The sequence below is a fragment of the Collinsella aerofaciens genome, assembly GCF_040910265.1.
Taxonomy (GTDB): domain Bacteria; phylum Actinomycetota; class Coriobacteriia; order Coriobacteriales; family Coriobacteriaceae; genus Collinsella; species Collinsella aerofaciens_BK.
This window is the reverse complement of record NZ_JBDGAW010000005.1, coordinates 37,923-55,911: the sequence shown is the minus strand read 5'-3', so window position 1 is coordinate 55,911 and position 17,989 is coordinate 37,923. Positions and strand designations below refer to the sequence as shown.

The window sequence follows — 17,989 nt, the reverse complement described above, 5'->3', positions numbered from 1 at the left end:
TGGCTACGGGTTACAATCCTTTTTTGGAGATGATCCGGTTGAGATGGATCATCAGATAGAGTTCCTCCTCCTCGGAGAGCGTGGCGTCCCACGTTTCACGACAATAGGAACCGATATGCTTCACGCACTCTGCCAACTGCGGAAACTCCTCACGAAAGTTCTTGTACATCTGCATGTTGGCGCTGTTCAGCGACTCGCCGGCTTGAATGCGCTTGAACAGGTACCGCAGATGCGTGGCGAAGCGGGTGAAATCAAAGGAATCGCGGTCGACAATAATGCGGAAATCGCTTTCGAGAATCTCGATAACGTCCTCGAGCATATCGTCGAACTGCTTTGCGGGCTCGGCCGTGGCTTTGACGGCTTCAACAACCCGTGCGTTCACGAGATTCATCGCAATACTGGCAATCTCATCCTTGGGAAGCCGCTCTCCGAGCTCCTTCTCGAGTCGCATGACGATAAACTGGGCAGCCTTGTATTCCTTCGGATACGTCTCCCGCACTTCATGGGCAAGAGGCATCGCGATGCGGACCCCCTTTTGGGCTCGCGCAACGGCAAACGACAGGTGATCAGCCATGAACAGCGTCGCATTGGTCGAGAGGTCGTAGGGCAGTTCGTTGGCAACGATGTCCATAACTTTCGCCGCAAACATCACGATATCCGAGGGAAGATCCCTCATGACATCTTGTCCTTTAGGATCAATGTCGTAAAACGTATGCTCGATTTTAGAAAGAGGGAGCTCTCGAGGAAAATCTCCGCCGAAACCGACGCCCCTGCCCATGGCGATGACATCTCGCCCCTGTCCGTCACGGCAAAGAACCGCGTTGTTGTTAAGCTTTTTAATTGCAAGCATGGTGAACCTCCTTTCAAGAACACTCACAGAAAAAGGCATGATAGCCAATAGCAGTGCTATTGCGGTCATGCCTTACGTAACAATCCGTGTTGTATTGCTCTTGGGCATGCCTCCACACAGGAGTAACAATCCAAGATGCAGAATGCATTATAGCGCTCTCCCCGCCCCGGGGACCATCGGGCTGGCGAACGGTAGATGTCGGCCCGCCAGCGGCCACATCGAGCAGATGGGCGTGCTTCGATCCCGAGCCTAGCCTAGGATGCGGGCCATGCGCGCCTTGAACTCGGACAGAAAGCGCGGGGCGTCCACGGTGAGTGCCACAAGCGCGCTCTTGTCGGGGTCGGACAGGCGATGCTCGTCGCAGATAGTGCGGCCGCGATACTCGCCGAGCAGGTCGACGCGCAAGTTGCAACCAAGTGCGCCCACGAGCGTGGGATCAATCGCCACGGCAACGGCAAGCGGATCGTGCAGCGCGCAGCCGCCCAGGTAAGGGGCGTTCATCTCGTACGAGCCAATGTAGTGCTCGACCATACTCGCAAATGCGCAGCCCGCCATGGTGCCCGAGCCCGTCCAACCGGCAATGTCGCGGCGCGTCAGCACCACGCGATGCGTCACGTCCAGACCAACCATGGTGAGCTTACGGCCCGAGCGCAGCACGGCATCGGCGGCCTCGGGATCGCTTGCCATGTTGGCCTCGGCGCCCGCGCTCACGTTGCCGGGCACGGTAAGGGCGCCGCCCATCACGACCACGCGGCCGATGGACATCATCGCCGCCGCATCGCGCTCCAGGGCAAGCGCCAAGTTTGAGAGCGGGCCGGTCGCCACGTAGACCAGATCGGGTCCATAGGTGCGCGCGGCATCGATCAGATAATCGACCGCTGCGTTGCCATCGGCCGATGTCGCCCCCACCGGCTCGTAGGGCGATGCGGGCACGCTCGCGCCGCCGATGCCGTTTTTACCATGGATGAGCGTGGTAGACGCCGGCGGCGTATAGGGCTCGTTCGACTTAATGGGACGATCGGCGCCCAGGTACACCGGCACCTCGGGGCGACCCAGCAGGTCGAGTACCGCCAGGCAGTTATGCGCCGATTGCTCGACGCGCACGTTGCCAAAGCACGTGGTAATACCGACGAGCTCCACCTCGGGGCTCGCGATGGCATAGGCGAGCGCCATGGCGTCGTCCACACCCATATCCAGATCAAGGATCAGCTTCTTGGTTGCCATTGTTCTACTCCGCTTCTCCGTCTAAACCGTCTAAACCAAACTTACGCTCGACTTCCGCGCGCGTGGGAATCGATTGCTGAGCGCCCAGGCGCGACACCGTCACTGCCGAGGCGCGAGCGCCCGCGGCCATGCACTCAAAGAGAGGCAAGCCCTGCAGCCGAGCCGCCGCAAGTGCGCCGATAAACGTATCGCCCGCAGCCGTGGTGTCGACCACCTCGCTGGAGAGCGCCGGCATGCGCAGCAGCCCTCCGTCATCGCCGAGCGTAACCGCCCCGGATCCGCCCAGCGTGATGACCGCGGCACCGGCGCCCTTGGCGAGCAAGGCCCCAAGCGCAGCCACGCAGCTCGCGTCGTCCGTGGGCAGAATACCCGTCAGCACCTGGCACTCGGTCTCGTTGGGACAAACCAAGTCGACCGCAGGCCACGCTCCCGCCGGCAGGTCGCACGCCGGCGCCGGGTTAAAGACCGTATAGAACCCCAGCCCGTGGGCGCAAGAGAGCGCCGCGGCCGTTGCCATCAGATCGCATTCACCTTGGGCGATAAAGACACCGCCGGCTGCCGGGGCGAGGTCGCAGATATCGGCATCGAGCTCATCGGCCACCAGATAACGCAGCGCGCAGGCAACGTCCTCGCCCGAAAGCGCATGGTTGGCGCCCGGCGATAACACGATGCGGTTGTCACCCTCGCAGCGAATGATGGTCGCCGTTCCCGTCTCCACGTCATCGCGACGCGCTACAAAGACACAGTCCACGCCGGCGTCTTGGAGCCCCGCCACGAGCGACGTGCCAAATGCGTCGCAGCCGACCGCGCCGATCATATGCGTGTGCGCGCCCATGCGCGCGGCGGCTACGGCCTGGTTGGCGCCCTTGCCGCCGGCGTTAGTGATAAAACCGCTACCGCCGACAGTCTCGCCCGCACGCGGCATGCGCTCACACGCCACCGAAAGGTCCATGTTCATGCTGCCGAACACCGCAACGATGCCGCGATCTGCCATGGAAACCTCCTCATCTGCGGGCTTTATACCCACCGTCGGCCGTCAACCGTATGCTTTCGCACCTCTATAACTTTAGTTCACTTTGATGTGAACGCGCGCTTGAGGTTGCGCCAGCAGCAAGCATTCACAGGAGCGGGCAGCTACAATGAATATGTGCTGATTATTCTCGTCATTGGATGATGTTTTATGGAACAATTCCCGCAATCGAGCTCGCGCGGCCCGCGCCGTATGGGCAACGAGCCGGCGCCGCACGAACGCCCGCGCGCCGAGCGCCGCACCGGCGAGTCGCGACGCGCCCCGAGCCCCCATCGTTCGCCCGCCAACAAAGCGAACCATGCCAGCGCCGCCACCGCAGACCAGACGCCCGCTCGTCCCAAATCCCGCTACATTCCCGCCCTCGACGGCCTGCGCACGCTCGCCGTTGTCGCGGTGGTGCTCTACCACCTCAACCTCACGTGGGCGCAAGGCGGCTTGCTCGGCGTCACGATCTTCTTTGTGCTTTCGGGCTATCTGATCACGCGCCTGCTGCTCAACGAAGTCGCCAAGACCGGACGCATCGACCTCAAGAGCTTCTGGATTCGCCGCATCCGCCGCCTGTTCCCCGCCGTAGTGACCGTCGTGGTGGTGACCTGCGCGCTGTGTACGATCTTTAACCACGTGATGCTCACCAAGATGCGTCCTGACATCCTGCCGTCGCTGCTGTTCTTCAACAACTGGTGGCAGATTGCTCAGGACGTCTCGTACTTCAACGCCTTGGGCGACCCCTCGCCGCTCACGCACTTTTGGTCGCTCGCCATCGAGGAGCAGTTCTACCTGATTTGGCCGCCGCTGCTCCTTGCCATGGTATCCATGCATATGAGCAAGCCCAGCACGCGTCGCGTGGTTCTGGGCCTGGCTGCTGTTTCCTCCATTGCCATGATGGTGCTCTACAACCCTGCCGCCGACCCCAGCCGCGTGTACTACGGCACTGACACCCGTGTGTTCTCGCTGCTGCTGGGCGCCTGGATGGCCTTTATCCCCGATCGCGACCTGGCGCCCGTGCGCCTCGCACATCGCCTGGGGCTCGACCGCCTCGTCGCCAAGCACGGCAAGAATGCCGAAGACAAGCAGGGCACGAAGGCCGACAATGCAGCCGAGACTGCCCCGGCCCAGCCGAGCGCGCTCGTGCGCTTTTGGTCCTCGCCCGCATCCATCGATGTGCTGGGCGTCGTGGGCCTGGTTGGCCTTGCCGCCATGGTCGCGCTCACCAACGGCTACACGGCGTTCCAGTATCGCGGCGGCACGCTGCTGTGCTCCATCCTCACGCTCATGGTCATCGCAGCCTGCGTGCAGCCCCAGGGAATAGTGGCCCGCGCGCTATCCGCCGAGCCGCTCGTATGGGTTGGCAAGCGCTCCTACAGCATCTACCTGTGGCACTATCCGCTGTTGCTGCTCATGAACCCGGTCGCCAACATCAACGATACGCCCTGGTGGCAGTACATTTTGCAGATACTGCTGGTGGTAGCCGTCGCCGAATGCTCCTATCGCTTTATCGAGACGCCGTTTAGGAAGGGTGCCTTTGGGCGCACTGTCTCAGAGTTCCGCGATGGCACCACCACGCCCGCCAACTGGGTGCGCTCGCATATTCCTGCGTGTGCCACTTGCGGCATCGTGCTTGTCATCGCGCTGGGCGGTCTGGTCTTTGTGCCGGAAACCTCCGCGCTCAGCGGCGAAGGCGCCGAAGTCCTCAACAAGGAAGCTAAAAACGCCGCGCCCACGGACCAACAGGCAGCCGACGACACCGACAAGGACAACGATGGCTTCCCCGATGGTTCCTACGACTTGCTCATGATCGGCGACTCCGTGTCGCTACGTGCCGTGGACGCCTTTGACGGCGTGTTCCCGCACAGCCACATCGATGCCGAAAAGGGCCGCCAATTCGATGCGGGCCGCGCGACATTTGAGGGCTATATCCAGCAGAACCTTGCCGGCAAAATCATGGTCTTTGCCCTGGGCACCAACGGCTTGGTGACCGATGACCAGATCGATGCCATCATGGCCGATGCGGGAGACAAGCGCATTGTCGTGTTTGTGAACACGCGCAGCCCGCAGCCGTGGGTTGGCTCGACCAACCAGGCCATCGCCAACGCCGCCACGCGCTACAAGAACGTGCGCGTTATCGACTGGTACGGATACAGCGCCAACCGAAATGACCTGTTCGATGGCGACGGCACGCACCTGTCGACCATCGGCGTGACCGAATACCTCAACTTGATTCACGATGCCGTTAAGAAGGACCTGCCCGTGCACCCCGAGGATCACGTCAACGACCCTCAGCCAGCGGCCGTCAAGTCTGCCACTGACGCGCTCGTCAACGCCCTCGCCTTCAAGCCGCACAAGCTGAGCGCCGACAAGTAATCCGGCAGCTAGGGACGTTCCTTTTATGCCGGCACCTGGGGACACTCCCGCGACAAGCGAAAGCCGCCCCTGGGCTGTCAATTCCAGTCCAGGGGCGGCTTCGTAGCAACATGCCAAGGAGCTGTGGGCAAAAAAGGGCAAATATGAGTACTGTTGCTATTTTAGTAGCAGGCAAATCCGCCCAAAATAGCGTCCGAGCGACCCCTGCAAACCTCTAAAGCGGCCAACCTAGCTGGATTAGAGCCTGCTGAGGTGAATTTTAATGTACACACTCTAGATTGTGTATATTATCTTCTTGCACATAAATGCTATCACATTAGCAACAGTACTCATATTTGGCATTTTTTGCCCACTGCCATATAACTAACCCCCTATAGCAAGCAAAAAACAGGCCGCAGCCCATCGCTACGGCCCGCTCGAAGCCCCAAAAGAGACGCTAGGCGCTGTAACCCATCGCCTGCAGCACAAACATGACAACTGTCAGCACCGTAATCACGCCGATGGTCGCCCACGTGAGCACATTCCACACGCGGCCGTTGCGGTTGGCGCCCATAATGTGGCGATCCGCCGCGATAACCACCTGGAATACCAGTACTACGGGCAGCAGCACGCCGTTGATGACCTGCGAGGTCATCATAATCTGGAACAAATCGACACCGGGCATGAGCACCAACACGGCAGAAATGCCGATGATAGCCGTAATGATGCCGCGATAGACCGGAGCCTCGTCCCAGCTGCGGTCGGCGCCGCGCTCCCAACCAAAAGCCTCGCAGATGGCACTCGACGTAACGCCCGGCAGCACGCAGGCAGCCAAAAAGCTCGCTGCGACCAGGCCCGAGGCAAACAGCACCGTGGACCACTGGCCCGCGATGGGCTCCAGCGCGCGGGCGGCATCGGCGGCATCGCTAATCTGAATACCCGCCGGGAACAGCACCGTACCGGTCGTGATGATAATGAAGCCCGCAATGATATCAGCGGCGATCGAGCCGCTCACGGTATCAATACGCTGCAGCACGATGTCGTCCTCGCCCGCATTCTTATCGACCACGTTGTTCTGAGCCAAGAAGATCATCCACGGTGCGATGGTGGTACCGATCGTTGCGACCACGAGCGACACGTAGCTGGGGTCGTTTTGAATATTGGGGACGACCAAGTCGACCGCGACCTCGCCCCAGTTGGGGCCGGCCATAAACGCGGCGACGATGTAGGTCACGAACACGCAGCTTACCAGCAGCAAAATCTTCTCGATGCGCTGGAAACTGCCCGACATGGTAAGCATCCACACCAGCAGCGCCACGAGCGGCACCGAGATACTCGCCGGAACGCCAAACAGAGCAAGGCCACTCGCGATACCCGCGAACTCCGAGATGGTCACCGCCGTGTTGGCGATCAACAGCGCCGCCATGGCCAGCACGCTCTTGCGCACGCCAAAGCGCTCGCGAATGAGCGACGCCAGGCCCTTACCCGTGACGCATCCGCAACGCGCCGCGGTCTCCTGGGTCACGATAAGCAGCACGGTCATGACGGGAAGCATCCAGAGCATCTTATAGCCATAGCTGGCGCCCGCGCTGGAATACGTGGCGATGCCGCCGGCGTCATTACCCGAAAGCGCCGCCAACAGACCGGGGCCCATGGCGCCAAAGATGGCCGCGATGGTCAGCTTTTGCTTGGTGCTCGGCTTTTGCTTCGTATTTTGCACGCGACCACCTACCCCATGACCGACATGGTGAGCAGCACCGCGGCGATGCAGTACGCCACACACGAGATCATGACGGCGATGACGTTCATGGCGGTGCCCGACGTGTTAAGGTCGTGCTCGTCGCGCCAGAACAGCACCATCAGATAAATCACAGCGCTCATGTTGCCAACCAGGCAAATGACGGCAGCGATATTAAAGCAGCCGGTAAAGAGCTGCTCCTCAAACATAGTGGCATCGGGGAACGCGGCGGTGCGCACCAGCTGCGCGCACAGGTAGGTCACGAGCGAAAGGATCAGGCCCATACCCGTGCTCTGGAAGAAGAATCCCAGGTACGGTTTGGGCTCGTCGTCGTGACCGTCGTACTCGAGGAAATAGTTCTTGACGAACGACACCATGCGCGAGGCAGCCAGCAGCACGAGCGGCATGGCGCACATGGGGAACACCACCAGATGCGCAGAGCCCAGCGCCGTCCCCAGCACGGTCGCCATAATGCACGAGGCGATGCCCCACACGACGACCCAGTACTGACGATGCACGAACCAGCTGAGCACGTTCGTCGAGTCGTCCGACGCGCTATCGCCCGAGCCGACACCGGCGATCTGCAGGTCCTCCTGATGCTCCTCGGCGATAACGTCCATGGCGTCGTCGAAGGTCACGATACCCAAGATGTGACGGTTCTCATCGCAAACGGGGATGGCGACCAGGTCGTACTTGGTCATCTCGTCCGTCACGTCTTCCTGGTCCTCGTCGGGCGACACGTAGACCAGATCGCGATAGGCGAGCTGGCCCAGCGTGGCGTCGCGGTCGGCCACGATCAGCGTGCGCAGCGAAAGCACGCCCGTCAGCATGCCGCTCGGGTCCTCGGTGTAGACGTAGTAGACGCTCTCAAAGTCCTCGTCGAGTTTACGAATCGCCTCGATGGCATCACCGACTGTCGCCGTGGCGGGCAGCGAGACAAACTCCGAGGTCATGATACGGCCGGCGGTGTTGTCCTCATAGCCCAGCAGATTACGAATCGCCTTCTCCTCCTTAACGCCCATCAGGCGCAGGAGCTTCTCGGCCTTCTCGTAATCGAGCTCGTCGATCAGGTCGGCAGCGTCGTCCGGGTCCATCATGGCCAGCATCGACGATGCGTCGGTATCGGACAGGCCCTCGAGCATCTCGGTCATGAGCTCGTCGTCATCGAACTCCGAGATGGCCTCGGCGGCTTGAGCGGTATCGAGCTGAGCGAACACCTGCGCGCGCAGGCGCGGGTCGAGCTGCTCGATAATGTCGGCGATGTCGGCAGGATGCAGCTCGCCAAGCGTCTTGTGCGACACCGAGAGCTGGATGTTCTTAGTCGAGCGATCGAGCAGGTCCATGTAAGACCAGGCGATAATGTCCTCACTGAGCGGCTTGCCCAAGTGCTTCATAAAGCCCTCGACGACATGCTCGAGCGTGGGGCTGATGGCGCGTAGCAGACCGCGAGCACCGACCTCGGCGCCCAGCAGGCGCAGCTGATTTTCGCCCGACATGGAAAACTTAATGTCGTTTACGCGCACGACCTTCATGCCCTGCGTGTCGACGATCTGCTTGTTGAGCACGTCACGCGCGAGCAGCAGCTCGGTCGGCTGCAGGTAGGAAAAGCGGATATTAGTGGCAGACGTATTGAGGTACACGCCCGTCTCGTCGATGCGGTCGACCCACTTGCGCCAGCTGATCATAAACGGCGTCTTGCCGGGACCGCGAAACGCGAGCGACGTCACGTGCGGAAAAACTTCTCCGGTTGCAATGCCAAAATCGTTAACCACGCCGAGCTTTTCGCCGTCGACGTCCAAGACCGGCAGTTTGAGCATCTCACTCAGATAATTCAATGGTGCTCCCCATCATTATTCCTGCGAACCGCGTGACCATGCCGGCACGCAATCCGTGGACTTTTAGATATGTATACGCATGCGCGGGCGGCACACCGCTCGGCGCTCACACCCCGTGCACGCGCAGAAAGCACCTGCATGGGGTCATCGACTGTATGGTCGAGGTTTGGATTTCACCTGTAACCTTTCTCTTGACCCTCATTAACCGCAGTAACTATAGCATCAGCATCGCGCTGCGGCACCGAATTTATGCGCTGCACATTGCAGGCATACCAAACGCTGACGCATCCGTGACATAGAGCCGGATGAGCGCGGTGGGACAAAGCGATTAAGACCGTCCCAAACGACCAGTCGTTTAAGCACGTCCCCGATGACTACTCTGTGGCGTCGTCGTCCTCGGGGAGTTGGGGGAACACGGCGTTTTTGGGCATGGAGACCTTGGTGAGCGAGGTGAGCTTTTTGCTCAACGCCGTGTCCGTCTTGACCAGGTCGCTGAGCGTCACGATCTTGTAGCCGTCGGCGACAAGGCCATCGATAATCTGCGGCAGCGCCTCGAGCGTCTGCTCGGCGCACTCATCGCTATCGGTGAGCAGCACAATATTGCCCGGCGTCATCGAGTCGAGCACGGTCGATACTTGCTCGTCGGTGCCGTTGAGCAGCCAATCGCCCGAATCGATATTCCACGAAACAACGGCGGACACCAGGTCCATCGAGTCAATCCAGTTTTGCTCGTCAAACGCGGCGTAGGGGGCGCGCAGCAACATCGTCTCGACGCCGGTCGCCGACTTAATCGCCTCGGTACCCTTCGCGATCTGCTTGCGCACCGTCTCGCGATCCTCGCCCTTGAGCGAATCATCGCTGTAGCTGTTGGAGCCGACCTCGCACCCGGCATCGACAATCGCTTTTGCGGTAGCGGGCGAGGCCTCGGCCGCATCGCCCGAAAGGAAGAACGTCGCCGTGGCGCCCTTTTCCTTGAGCACCTGCAAGATCTGCTTGGTCGCTCCGCTCGGACCCTCGTCAAATGTCAGGGCCACGTACTTTTCGTTGCCCTTGGGCGCTACGCTTGCGCACTCGACCACGCAGTCGGTGGCGGGCACGACCTCGCCGCGGTCCTGCGTCTTGCCCGACTGCTCGCCGACCCATACCTCGGAGCGGCCCTGAACGCCCCAGGTTTTGACATACTCAATGGCACCCGTGCCCTCGACCTTAAGCTTTGGCTCGATAGTCGTGGCCTGGACCTCGTGCTTTTCGTACACGTTGCGGCCATCCTTGACCGTCACCTTCTCGCCACCCGTAAGCTCGCGACTATCCCATTTGCCTTGCTTCACGCGCTTGCCGTCGACCTTCACCGACAGCTTTTCGCCGCCATGGCGCTTGAGCACGCTATCGTCGACGGCCAGCAGATCGCCGGCGTCGTACGTTTCGGTCAGGCTTTGATCGTCGATGAGATTCTGCAACGTAGAGCCCACGCGCACCGCGGTCTTTTGCCCGTTGAGTTCCACGTCCACGCTGCGGTTGACGTAGCCCACGACGGCAGCGATAAACAGCACGAGCGCGCAACCCACGGCGATGAGCGCATAGGGCAGACGGGACGGTCGGCGCGGCGAGCGCCCGTTGCCGATGTGCGCGCTGCGATCGCTAAACCCACGGCTATGGTTGAGGTACATCGCGCCGGGCTTACGGCGACGTCGACGCTGACCGCTGGGCAGCTGCCCCAAGTCGCGGCGCGCCGTCGGACGCGCACCCGAGTGCCCGTTTAAGTTAGATCCGTTTTGGCGCATATGCCCTCCCCCATAAACACAGCGAGCCGGAGCAACATGTCTCCGGCTCGCCTCCCATCATTTGGTACGTCGCTATTTGCTAGCTTTTGACGAGCCCCCGCTCGCCTTTTGATATTCGTCCTTAAAGGCCTTGAACATACCGCGCGTCTTGCCGAGCTGCTTGCCCAGTGCGCGGCTACCCTTGTCCACGGCGACCGACCCCTTGTCATCGAGCACCTTGGCGCCCTTCTTGACCTTATCGCCCACCACGACACTGGCCTCGGCAGCCTTAGCGGCCGCGCCGCCCGAATACCCGAGCGACTTGACCTCGTCCGAGACAATCATCGCGCCGTTCTCGTAGCCGCGCAGCATCGTCGGCGGCACCTGCGTGTCGCCCACCAACATGCTCGATGCGGCGCTGGCGGTCACATAGAACGTCTGCACAATGCCCGAGCGCGGCTTGAACTCAACGTCCGAGCAGTAGCCCACGACATCGCCCGATTCCGTGCGCACGTCCATGCCAACCCAGATGATGCAATCGTCCAGGTTGATATCGAGGCGCTTGGCCGCGGCGGCATCGTAGGTGCCCTTAACGTCGTCGACCGCGACAGCACCCTCGTAGACGCCGATGGCATCGAGCGCCACAAATCGGTCGGGGCGCTCGATCATACCCGCAATATCGGACTGGCGGACCATAAAGCCCACCACGCGCGTGCCGCCCGGGGTAAAGACGGGAAAGTGAATCTTGCCGAGCTTTTTAGGGCTGCGCGGCGTGCCGTCCTTTTTGGTGCGCTTGTCTTCGGCAGGCTTACGATAAACCTTGACGCCGACAAAATCCCCTGCGCGCATTATGCCTCGGTCGAGGACTCCGTGGCCTCGGTGCCGGCCTCGGTGACGTTCTCGACCACGACGTCGGCAGCGGGCGTCACGTTGCCGCCCGAGATGGCGTCGTTGAGCTGCTCGCGAAGCTGATCCATGCGCTCGCGGGCCAGGTCGACCTTGGCGCGCAGGTCATCGGTCTTGGCATCGACCATCGGGCCGAAGTCGTTGACCGCGGCACGAGCCTCCTCGGCACTGTGCTCGTAGGTGTCACGCATGTTGTCCCAGGCGTCGTTGGCGATATCGGCGGCCATGGCGCGGGTCTCGGCACCCGAGCGCGGGGCCAGAGCAACGCCGATGATAGCGCCGGCGGCAGCACCAAAGAGCGCACCGGAGACAAAGCTGAAAGTCTTTCCCATGATCATTCCTCTCCTGCGGGCACCTCGATGCCCACCGTTTGAATGCTGTCCATTATACCCGCAGCGCAACACTTGCCGTCGCGCTCATCTGCGTACGGTAAAAGCGCAGGTACATGATGGTGATAAGCGAGTGAGCCTACTCCTGCGGCATAGCCGGCATGGCGACCGTGGCGGCCGGGTTCTCGCCGGCGCCATCGACGAGCGGCAGGTTGCCCTCGTGCGCCGAGCCGGACGGGGCCGTTGCCGCACCGCCAAAGACGGCCGCGGGGGCCTCGTGGTTCTCGGCGACCGCACCCTCGGTATCGATTGGCATCTGCGGCTCGTCGTCAAAGCTCGGAACGCCTTGGGGCTCCGCAGACTCGGGCTCAGCAGGCGCCTCGGCAACGGGCTCAGTGTCGGCGTCGGCAGGAGCGTCGCCCTCGGGCGCATCCTCGGCCACGTCCTCGCCGTTCGCAGCGGCAACGGCCTCGTGCGGGTCCTTGCCCTCGGCCTCGGCACGCATGCCCAGCACCAGGTTACGCAGGCCAGCGACCGTGCCTTCCACGTCGGGGGCCGGCTGGTCGGCGTGCAGGTACGCCCAGTCCATCATAAAGGTCGCCGACGACAGCGCGCCAATGGCCAACGCGTCATCGGGACACGAAAGCTCAACCTCAAAGACACGCTCGTCATGCTCGCTCACGCGCGTGCGACCGCACGAGATGCTGCCGGCAAGACCGGTCTCGTTCATGAGCTCGACCGTCACGTGCTCCAGCAGGTGGCAAAGCTCGGTCTGGCCCATGCAGTCCTGGAACTCGCGACCGGAATCACCCAGGCACAGGTGCTTGGCAATCGCCGGCACCAGGTAGTACACGCGCGCCGTGGCCTCGATATCCTCCGAGGTCATGAGCGGCATGCCGGGGTTCACCAGCACGTGCGCGCAAATCTTGTCCTCGCTGACGGTGACCTTAAGGATGTTGAACAGGCCTGCCATAACTCTCCCCTACTCTTCCTTGCCCTACTCGTCGCCATCGTGCGGATCCACAGAGCCCGCACCCGACGCCGCCGGCTTCTCTGCCGAGGACTCGGAATCCTTCTTATCGGTTTCGGCCGGAGCGATCACGCGAATGAGCGAGATGCGCTGGCCACGCATCGACTGTACCTTGAACTTGTACCCTGCGACCTCAAACACCTCTCCGATGTCGGGCACCGAGTCACAAAGCTCCAAAATCCAGCCGGCGATGGTCTCATAATCATCGCTTTCCTCGAGCGGCCAACCAAGCTCAATCGCGTCATCGCACGAAAAACGCCCATCGACGAGCCACTCGCGGCGCGAAAGGCGCGTGAGGTACTTGTTGTCGGGGTCGAACTCGTCCTCGATCTCGCCCACGATCTCCTCGACGATGTCCTCGATGGTGATGATGCCGGCCGTGCCGCCGTACTCGTCCACGACGACCACGATCTGGTCGTGCGAGGTCTGCATCTCGGACAGCAGCGGCAGGATGTCCTTGGTATCGGGCACAAAGGTGGCATCGCGCAAATAGCTGGCGATGGGCTGGTCGCCCTTGCCGTCGAGCGCAGGCTGGATCAGGTCCTTGATGTGCGCGATGCCCGCGACGTTGTCGGGATCCTCGTGACACACGGGGATGCGGCTGAAGCCGGTCTGGCGCATGGTGGACAGCACGCCGGCGACCGTCTCGTCGTCCTCACACATGGTGGTGTCCACGCGCGGCACCATGACCTCGCGGGCAACGGTGTCGCCCAGGTCGAAGATCTCGTGGATCATGCGCTTTTCCTCGTCGAGCAGGTCATCCTGCTCCGAGACCATGTACTTGATCTCTTCCTCCGAGACGTTCTGGCGGTCATCGGCGCTCTTGATGCGAAGGATGCGGGCCAGGCCGTCGGAGCAGGCGCCGGTCAGCCACACGAGCGGGCGGGCGATCTTTTGGAACACGGAGAGCGGTCCCACGACCTGCTTGGATACGCCCTCGGCGTTAGCGAGGCCGATGCGCTTGGGCACGAGCTCGCCGATCACGATGGACACAAAGGCGACGGCGACGGTGATGATGACCGGCGCTAGGCCGCGCGCGATGGCGGAAAGCGGCGCGATGCCAAAGCTCATGAGCCACGTGGCAAGCGGGTCGGACAGGCTCGTCGAGGCGACGGCGGACGAGGCGAAGCCCACGAGCGTGATGGCGACCTGGATGGTGGCCAACAGCTGGTCGGAGTCGGCGGCGAGCTGGACGGCGCGCTCGGCGCGCTTATCGCCCTCCTCGGCATCGTGCTCCAACACGGCGCGCTTAGCCGTGGTGAGAGCCATCTCGGACATGGAGAAGTAGCCGTTGATGAGGGTCAAAACGAGGGTGGTAATAAGGGAGATGGTTATGTCCATCGGGAGTTTCTCGAACCTCCAAGATTCGGGACGTCAGGGTGAAACGTTGATGGCGGATACGGCAATTGCGCCGGCGCCCAAACGAGGACGCGGGCGCGGTCGCTAGATTACGAAGAGGATCACCGCCATGAACTGGAAGATGCTGCCGGCGAGCACCCACAAGTGGAAAACACTGTGCAGATAGCGCACGTTTTTGGCGATATAGAACGGCACGCCCACGGTATAGCACACGCCACCGACGGCGAGCAGGGCAAGTGCCACGGGGTTGAGCAGCGCCACAAGTTCGGGCAGCTTAAAGACGACAAGCCAGCCCATCAGCAGGTAGACCAAGCCGCTTACCCAGTGCGGCTGACGCTCGCGCATAAAGCACTCGAGTGCGATGCCGATGATGGCGATGGCCCACACGGCAAAGAACAGCGCGGGGCCGCCGTCGTTTGCGAGCGTGATGAGGCAAAACGGCGTATAGCTGCCGGCAATGAGCAGGTAGATGCAGCTATGGTCGATGATGCGGAATACGCGCTTGGCACCCGCGGGCTGAATCGCGTGATAGAGCGTGGAAGCCAGATATTCGAGAATAATGCTGACGCCATAGACAATCGCCGCGGCCATGTGGTCTGGGCCTCCGCCGCGCAGGGCAGCGAATACGATCAGGAGCACCAGGCCCGCGATACCCAGCAGGCAGCCGACACCATGGGTGACGGAGTTCATGATCTCCTCGCCCACCGTGTAGTGTGGAACGGCCGCGGTCTTGGGTCGCGGCTTAGAACTGTCGCTCGAATCGGACATGCCGGTTACATCCTCCAACGTAAAGAGTTCTCAACACTATATCAAAGCGTCTGGGTGCGTGCGAAATTTGCACCATACGTGACCCTTTGTTTACCCATTCTTTGCCTGTTGACGCATCAACGGCGAACGTCCATAATGCGCTTGCATTAAATGTTGATGTATTAACATCTTATAGGAGAATATCGCATGGCTCAAAACGCACGCTCCCATCGAAAGCTCAAGATAGCCGGCGTCGTTGCGTTGGCGCTCGTTGTCACGTTGCTCGGATTTGCCGGCAACTTTTTGTTTGACTTTGCCCTGAACCCCCAAGCGCCGTACACCATGAAGATGATGCAGGATAGCAAGAACGACAAAAAAGGTGAACAGCCGGATGCCGAGGACACCGAGGCGCGGGCGTGGTTTAAAGAGAATCGCGAGAGCAGCAGCCTCACCGCAGATGACGGAACCGAGCTTGCCGCTTGGTATTTTGCTGCGTCGGAGAGCACGCACGACTACGCCGTCTGCCTGCATGGATATACCAACGAGCCCATCGGTATGGCCCGATACGTCAAGCGATTCCACGACCGCGACATGAACGTGCTCGCGCCCGCCGCCCGCGCCCACGAGCGCTCCGGCGGCGACTATATCGGCATGGGCTGGCCCGAGCGCCTCGACATCGTCGCATGGATCGAGCGAATCGTTCAGGCTGACCCCGGGGCGCGCATCCTGGTCTTTGGCGAGTCGATGGGTGCGGCAACCGCCATGAACGTCGCGGGGGAATCTCTGCCCGCAAACGTGAAATGCATTATCGAGGACTGCGGCTACACGAGCGTCTGGGACGAGTTTTCCCTGCAGCTTAAGGATGTATTTGGTATGCCCAGTTTTCCCTTGCTCGATGTGGCCAACCTGGTGTGCAACGTACGTGCAGGCTACGACTTCCACAAGGCCAGCAGTGTGGAGCAACTCAGACACGCGACGGTTCCCATGCTGTTTATCCACGGCGACCAGGACACCTTTGTGCCGTACAGTATGCTCGACCAAAACTACGAGGCGTGCGCCAGCAAGGTCAAGCAAAAGCTCACCATACATGGCGCCACCCACGCCAAGAGTGCGCAAGTTGACCCCGAGCTCTACTGGAATACGGTCAACAACTTCCTCGACGAGTATTTTTAGGCAAAAAGCAACGTCTGGGGCTTTATCTGACCCCCTATTTTCGGAAGTATGCGGCAAAATCTGGAACTGCCGACCAGACCGCAGTTTTACCAACAATTTATCAGGGGTTTTGTTGCCAAAAAATGTCGTGTGCTCGGCGATCTCGAAATTTGCCGCATACTTCCGAAAAGCCGCCCGCGAGCGTTGTGCTCGCGGGCGTCTTTTGCTCGACTTACGCCACAAAGGCGCTTGTTTTGTCCAATAGATAGGCGCTATTTGACCTCGATAAGCTCATACTCGCTCGTGCCCAGACCGATCTTCTCGGCGTGCGCGATGCACGCGCGCCAGTCGGTGTCGGGATGCGTGATGCAGAAGGGGTCACGCGCCTGCTCGCCCTCCAGATGCTCGTGGTTGTGCTCCATCTTGGCAGCACTATCGGTAAGCTCGGTGTTGGGCAGCGGCTCGGACGCCATGACGGCGTCGGCACAGGCCTGGTCGATGGCGACCGGGTCGAAGCTCGCAAACATGCCGATATCGTTGACGATGGGCGTGTCGTTTTCGGGATGGCAATCGCAGTTGGGGCTGATATCCATGGCAAGCGAAATATGGAAGCTCGGGCGTCCGTCGACAACGGCCTTCGTATACTCGGCGATCTTGCAGTTGAGCACATCGGCCGCGGCGTCATAGCCGGGCTTGATGCAGTCCTGGTTGCATGCCGCAATGCAGCGTCCGCAGCCCACGCAGCGATCATGGTCGATGGCGGCCACGTGCACCGTGCGAGTAGCGCCGCTGGCAAGCTCGCGCTCGCGGGTGTCGTCAAACGAGATAGCGTTGTGCGCGCAGATCTTTTCGCAGGCACGGCAGCCAACGCAGTGCTCGGTCGCGACGTTCGGCTTGCCGGCGGCATGCTGCTCCATCTTGCCGGCACGGCTGCCACCTCCCATGCCCAGGTTCTTCATGGCGCCGCCAAAACCGGCCTGCTCATGGCCCTTAAAGTGGGTGAGGCTGATCACGATATCGGCATCCATGAGCGCTTGACCGATCTTGGCCTCGTGTACGTACTCGCCGCCCTCGACCGGGACAAGTGCCTCGTCGGTGCCCTTGAGGCCGTCGGCGATGATGATCTGGCAACCCGTGGCATACGGGGTAAAGCCGTTCTGATAAGCGGTATCGATGTGCTCGAGCGCGTTTTTGCGGCTACCGACGTAGAGCGTGTTGCAGTCGGTGAGGAAGGGCTTGCCGCCCAGCTCCTTCACGACATCCGCGACGGCGCGAGCGTAGTTGGGGCGCAAAAAGCTCAGATTGCCCAGCTCGCCAAAGTGAATCTTAATGGCGACGAACTTGTTCTCAAAGTCGATCTGCTCAATACCGGCGCGACGGATGAGGCGCTTGAGCTTGTCGAGCTGGCTCTCGCGAGCATGCGTGCGCAGGTTGGTGAAGTACACCTTAGCGGGTGCTGCGGGTGCAGTTGCGGTCATAGATATATCCCCTCGGTCTATATGGCGTTACAGACATAAGGGGATGGTACCCATTGAAGTGGGGTCAAAGTCAAGCGCGAAACCTAGTCGTTGGGGACAGTCTTAAATGACTGAAACCACTCATTGGGGACGGACTTAAATGAGTGCCTCGCCACCTGGCAGCTAGGGACGTTCCTTTCCTGCCGGCAGTTGGGGACAGTCCTTGTCAGTC

General features: G+C 61.1%; 14 protein-coding genes. 2 read left to right on the top strand and 12 right to left on the bottom strand.

What is annotated here, in order from left to right; translation table 11 throughout:
• Positions 1 to 10: 10 nt before the first annotated feature.
• From AB5Z14_RS03695 to AB5Z14_RS03685, 3 genes are all read right to left on the bottom strand, one after another.
• Positions 11 to 850, bottom strand: coding sequence for a PRD domain-containing protein (locus AB5Z14_RS03695; RefSeq protein WP_368130338.1), 840 nt, complete (start codon positions 848 to 850; stop codon positions 11 to 13).
• A gap of 249 nt (positions 851 to 1,099) precedes the next feature.
• Positions 1,100 to 2,074 carry a nucleoside hydrolase gene (locus tag AB5Z14_RS03690; RefSeq protein ID WP_368130337.1) on the bottom strand — a complete coding sequence of 325 codons (975 nt, stop codon included), beginning with the start codon at positions 2,072 to 2,074 and terminating at the stop codon, positions 1,100 to 1,102.
• Between the two features lie 4 nt (positions 2,075 to 2,078).
• Positions 2,079 to 3,068 carry a ribokinase gene (locus tag AB5Z14_RS03685; RefSeq protein ID WP_368130336.1) on the bottom strand — a complete coding sequence of 330 codons (990 nt, stop codon included), beginning with the start codon at positions 3,066 to 3,068 and terminating at the stop codon, positions 2,079 to 2,081.
• A gap of 186 nt (positions 3,069 to 3,254) precedes the next feature.
• Between AB5Z14_RS03685 and AB5Z14_RS03680 the strand changes: the two genes are divergently transcribed.
• On the top strand, positions 3,255 to 5,465 hold the full coding sequence (locus AB5Z14_RS03680) for an acyltransferase family protein (RefSeq protein ID WP_368130335.1): 2,211 nt from the start codon (positions 3,255 to 3,257) through the stop codon (positions 5,463 to 5,465).
• 436 nt (positions 5,466 to 5,901) lie between these two features.
• Here AB5Z14_RS03680 and AB5Z14_RS03675 read toward each other — a convergent pair whose 3' ends face one another.
• From AB5Z14_RS03675 to trhA, 8 genes are all read right to left on the bottom strand, one after another.
• Positions 5,902 to 7,098, bottom strand: a complete 1,197-nt coding sequence (locus AB5Z14_RS03675; protein WP_055252163.1) for an Nramp family divalent metal transporter — start codon at positions 7,096 to 7,098, stop codon at positions 5,902 to 5,904.
• A 74-nt stretch (positions 7,099 to 7,172) separates the two neighbouring features.
• Positions 7,173 to 9,017 (bottom strand): magnesium transporter, encoded by a 1,845-nt coding sequence (locus AB5Z14_RS03670; protein ID WP_368130334.1) that lies wholly within the window; start codon positions 9,015 to 9,017, stop codon positions 7,173 to 7,175.
• A 374-nt stretch (positions 9,018 to 9,391) separates the two neighbouring features.
• Entirely contained in the window at positions 9,392 to 10,798 is a 1,407-nt protein-coding gene (locus AB5Z14_RS03665) for a polysaccharide deacetylase family protein (protein WP_368130333.1), read from the bottom strand.
• 72 nt (positions 10,799 to 10,870) lie between these two features.
• On the bottom strand, positions 10,871 to 11,626 hold the full coding sequence (locus AB5Z14_RS03660) for a PRC-barrel domain-containing protein (RefSeq protein WP_271746757.1): 756 nt from the start codon (positions 11,624 to 11,626) through the stop codon (positions 10,871 to 10,873).
• Positions 11,626 to 12,015 carry a YtxH domain-containing protein gene (locus AB5Z14_RS03655; RefSeq protein ID WP_138113744.1) on the bottom strand — a complete coding sequence of 130 codons (390 nt, stop codon included), beginning with the start codon at positions 12,013 to 12,015 and terminating at the stop codon, positions 11,626 to 11,628. Before AB5Z14_RS03655 ends, AB5Z14_RS03660 begins: the two co-directional genes overlap by 1 nt.
• A gap of 136 nt (positions 12,016 to 12,151) precedes the next feature.
• Complete coding sequence (locus tag AB5Z14_RS03650) at positions 12,152 to 12,985, bottom strand: cyanophycin synthetase family protein (protein WP_252200185.1); 834 nt, start codon at positions 12,983 to 12,985, stop codon at positions 12,152 to 12,154.
• Positions 12,986 to 13,009: 24 nt separating this feature from the next.
• Complete coding sequence (locus AB5Z14_RS03645; protein ID WP_368130331.1) at positions 13,010 to 14,383, bottom strand: hemolysin family protein; 1,374 nt, start codon at positions 14,381 to 14,383, stop codon at positions 13,010 to 13,012.
• 102 nt (positions 14,384 to 14,485) lie between these two features.
• Positions 14,486 to 15,169: a PAQR family membrane homeostasis protein TrhA gene (trhA, locus tag AB5Z14_RS03640; RefSeq protein ID WP_175406098.1), complete on the bottom strand. Its 684-nt coding sequence runs from the start codon at positions 15,167 to 15,169 to the stop codon at positions 14,486 to 14,488.
• Between the two features lie 186 nt (positions 15,170 to 15,355).
• Between trhA and AB5Z14_RS03635 the strand changes: the two genes are divergently transcribed.
• Entirely contained in the window at positions 15,356 to 16,321 is a 966-nt protein-coding gene (locus AB5Z14_RS03635; RefSeq protein WP_368130330.1) for an alpha/beta hydrolase, read from the top strand.
• Between the two features lie 251 nt (positions 16,322 to 16,572).
• Here the strand turns inward: AB5Z14_RS03635 and AB5Z14_RS03630 are convergent, their stop codons facing one another.
• A complete protein-coding gene (locus AB5Z14_RS03630) occupies positions 16,573 to 17,778 on the bottom strand; it encodes a DUF362 domain-containing protein (RefSeq protein ID WP_368130329.1) in 1,206 nt (401 codons plus the stop codon).
• Positions 17,779 to 17,989: the final 211 nt, after the last annotated feature.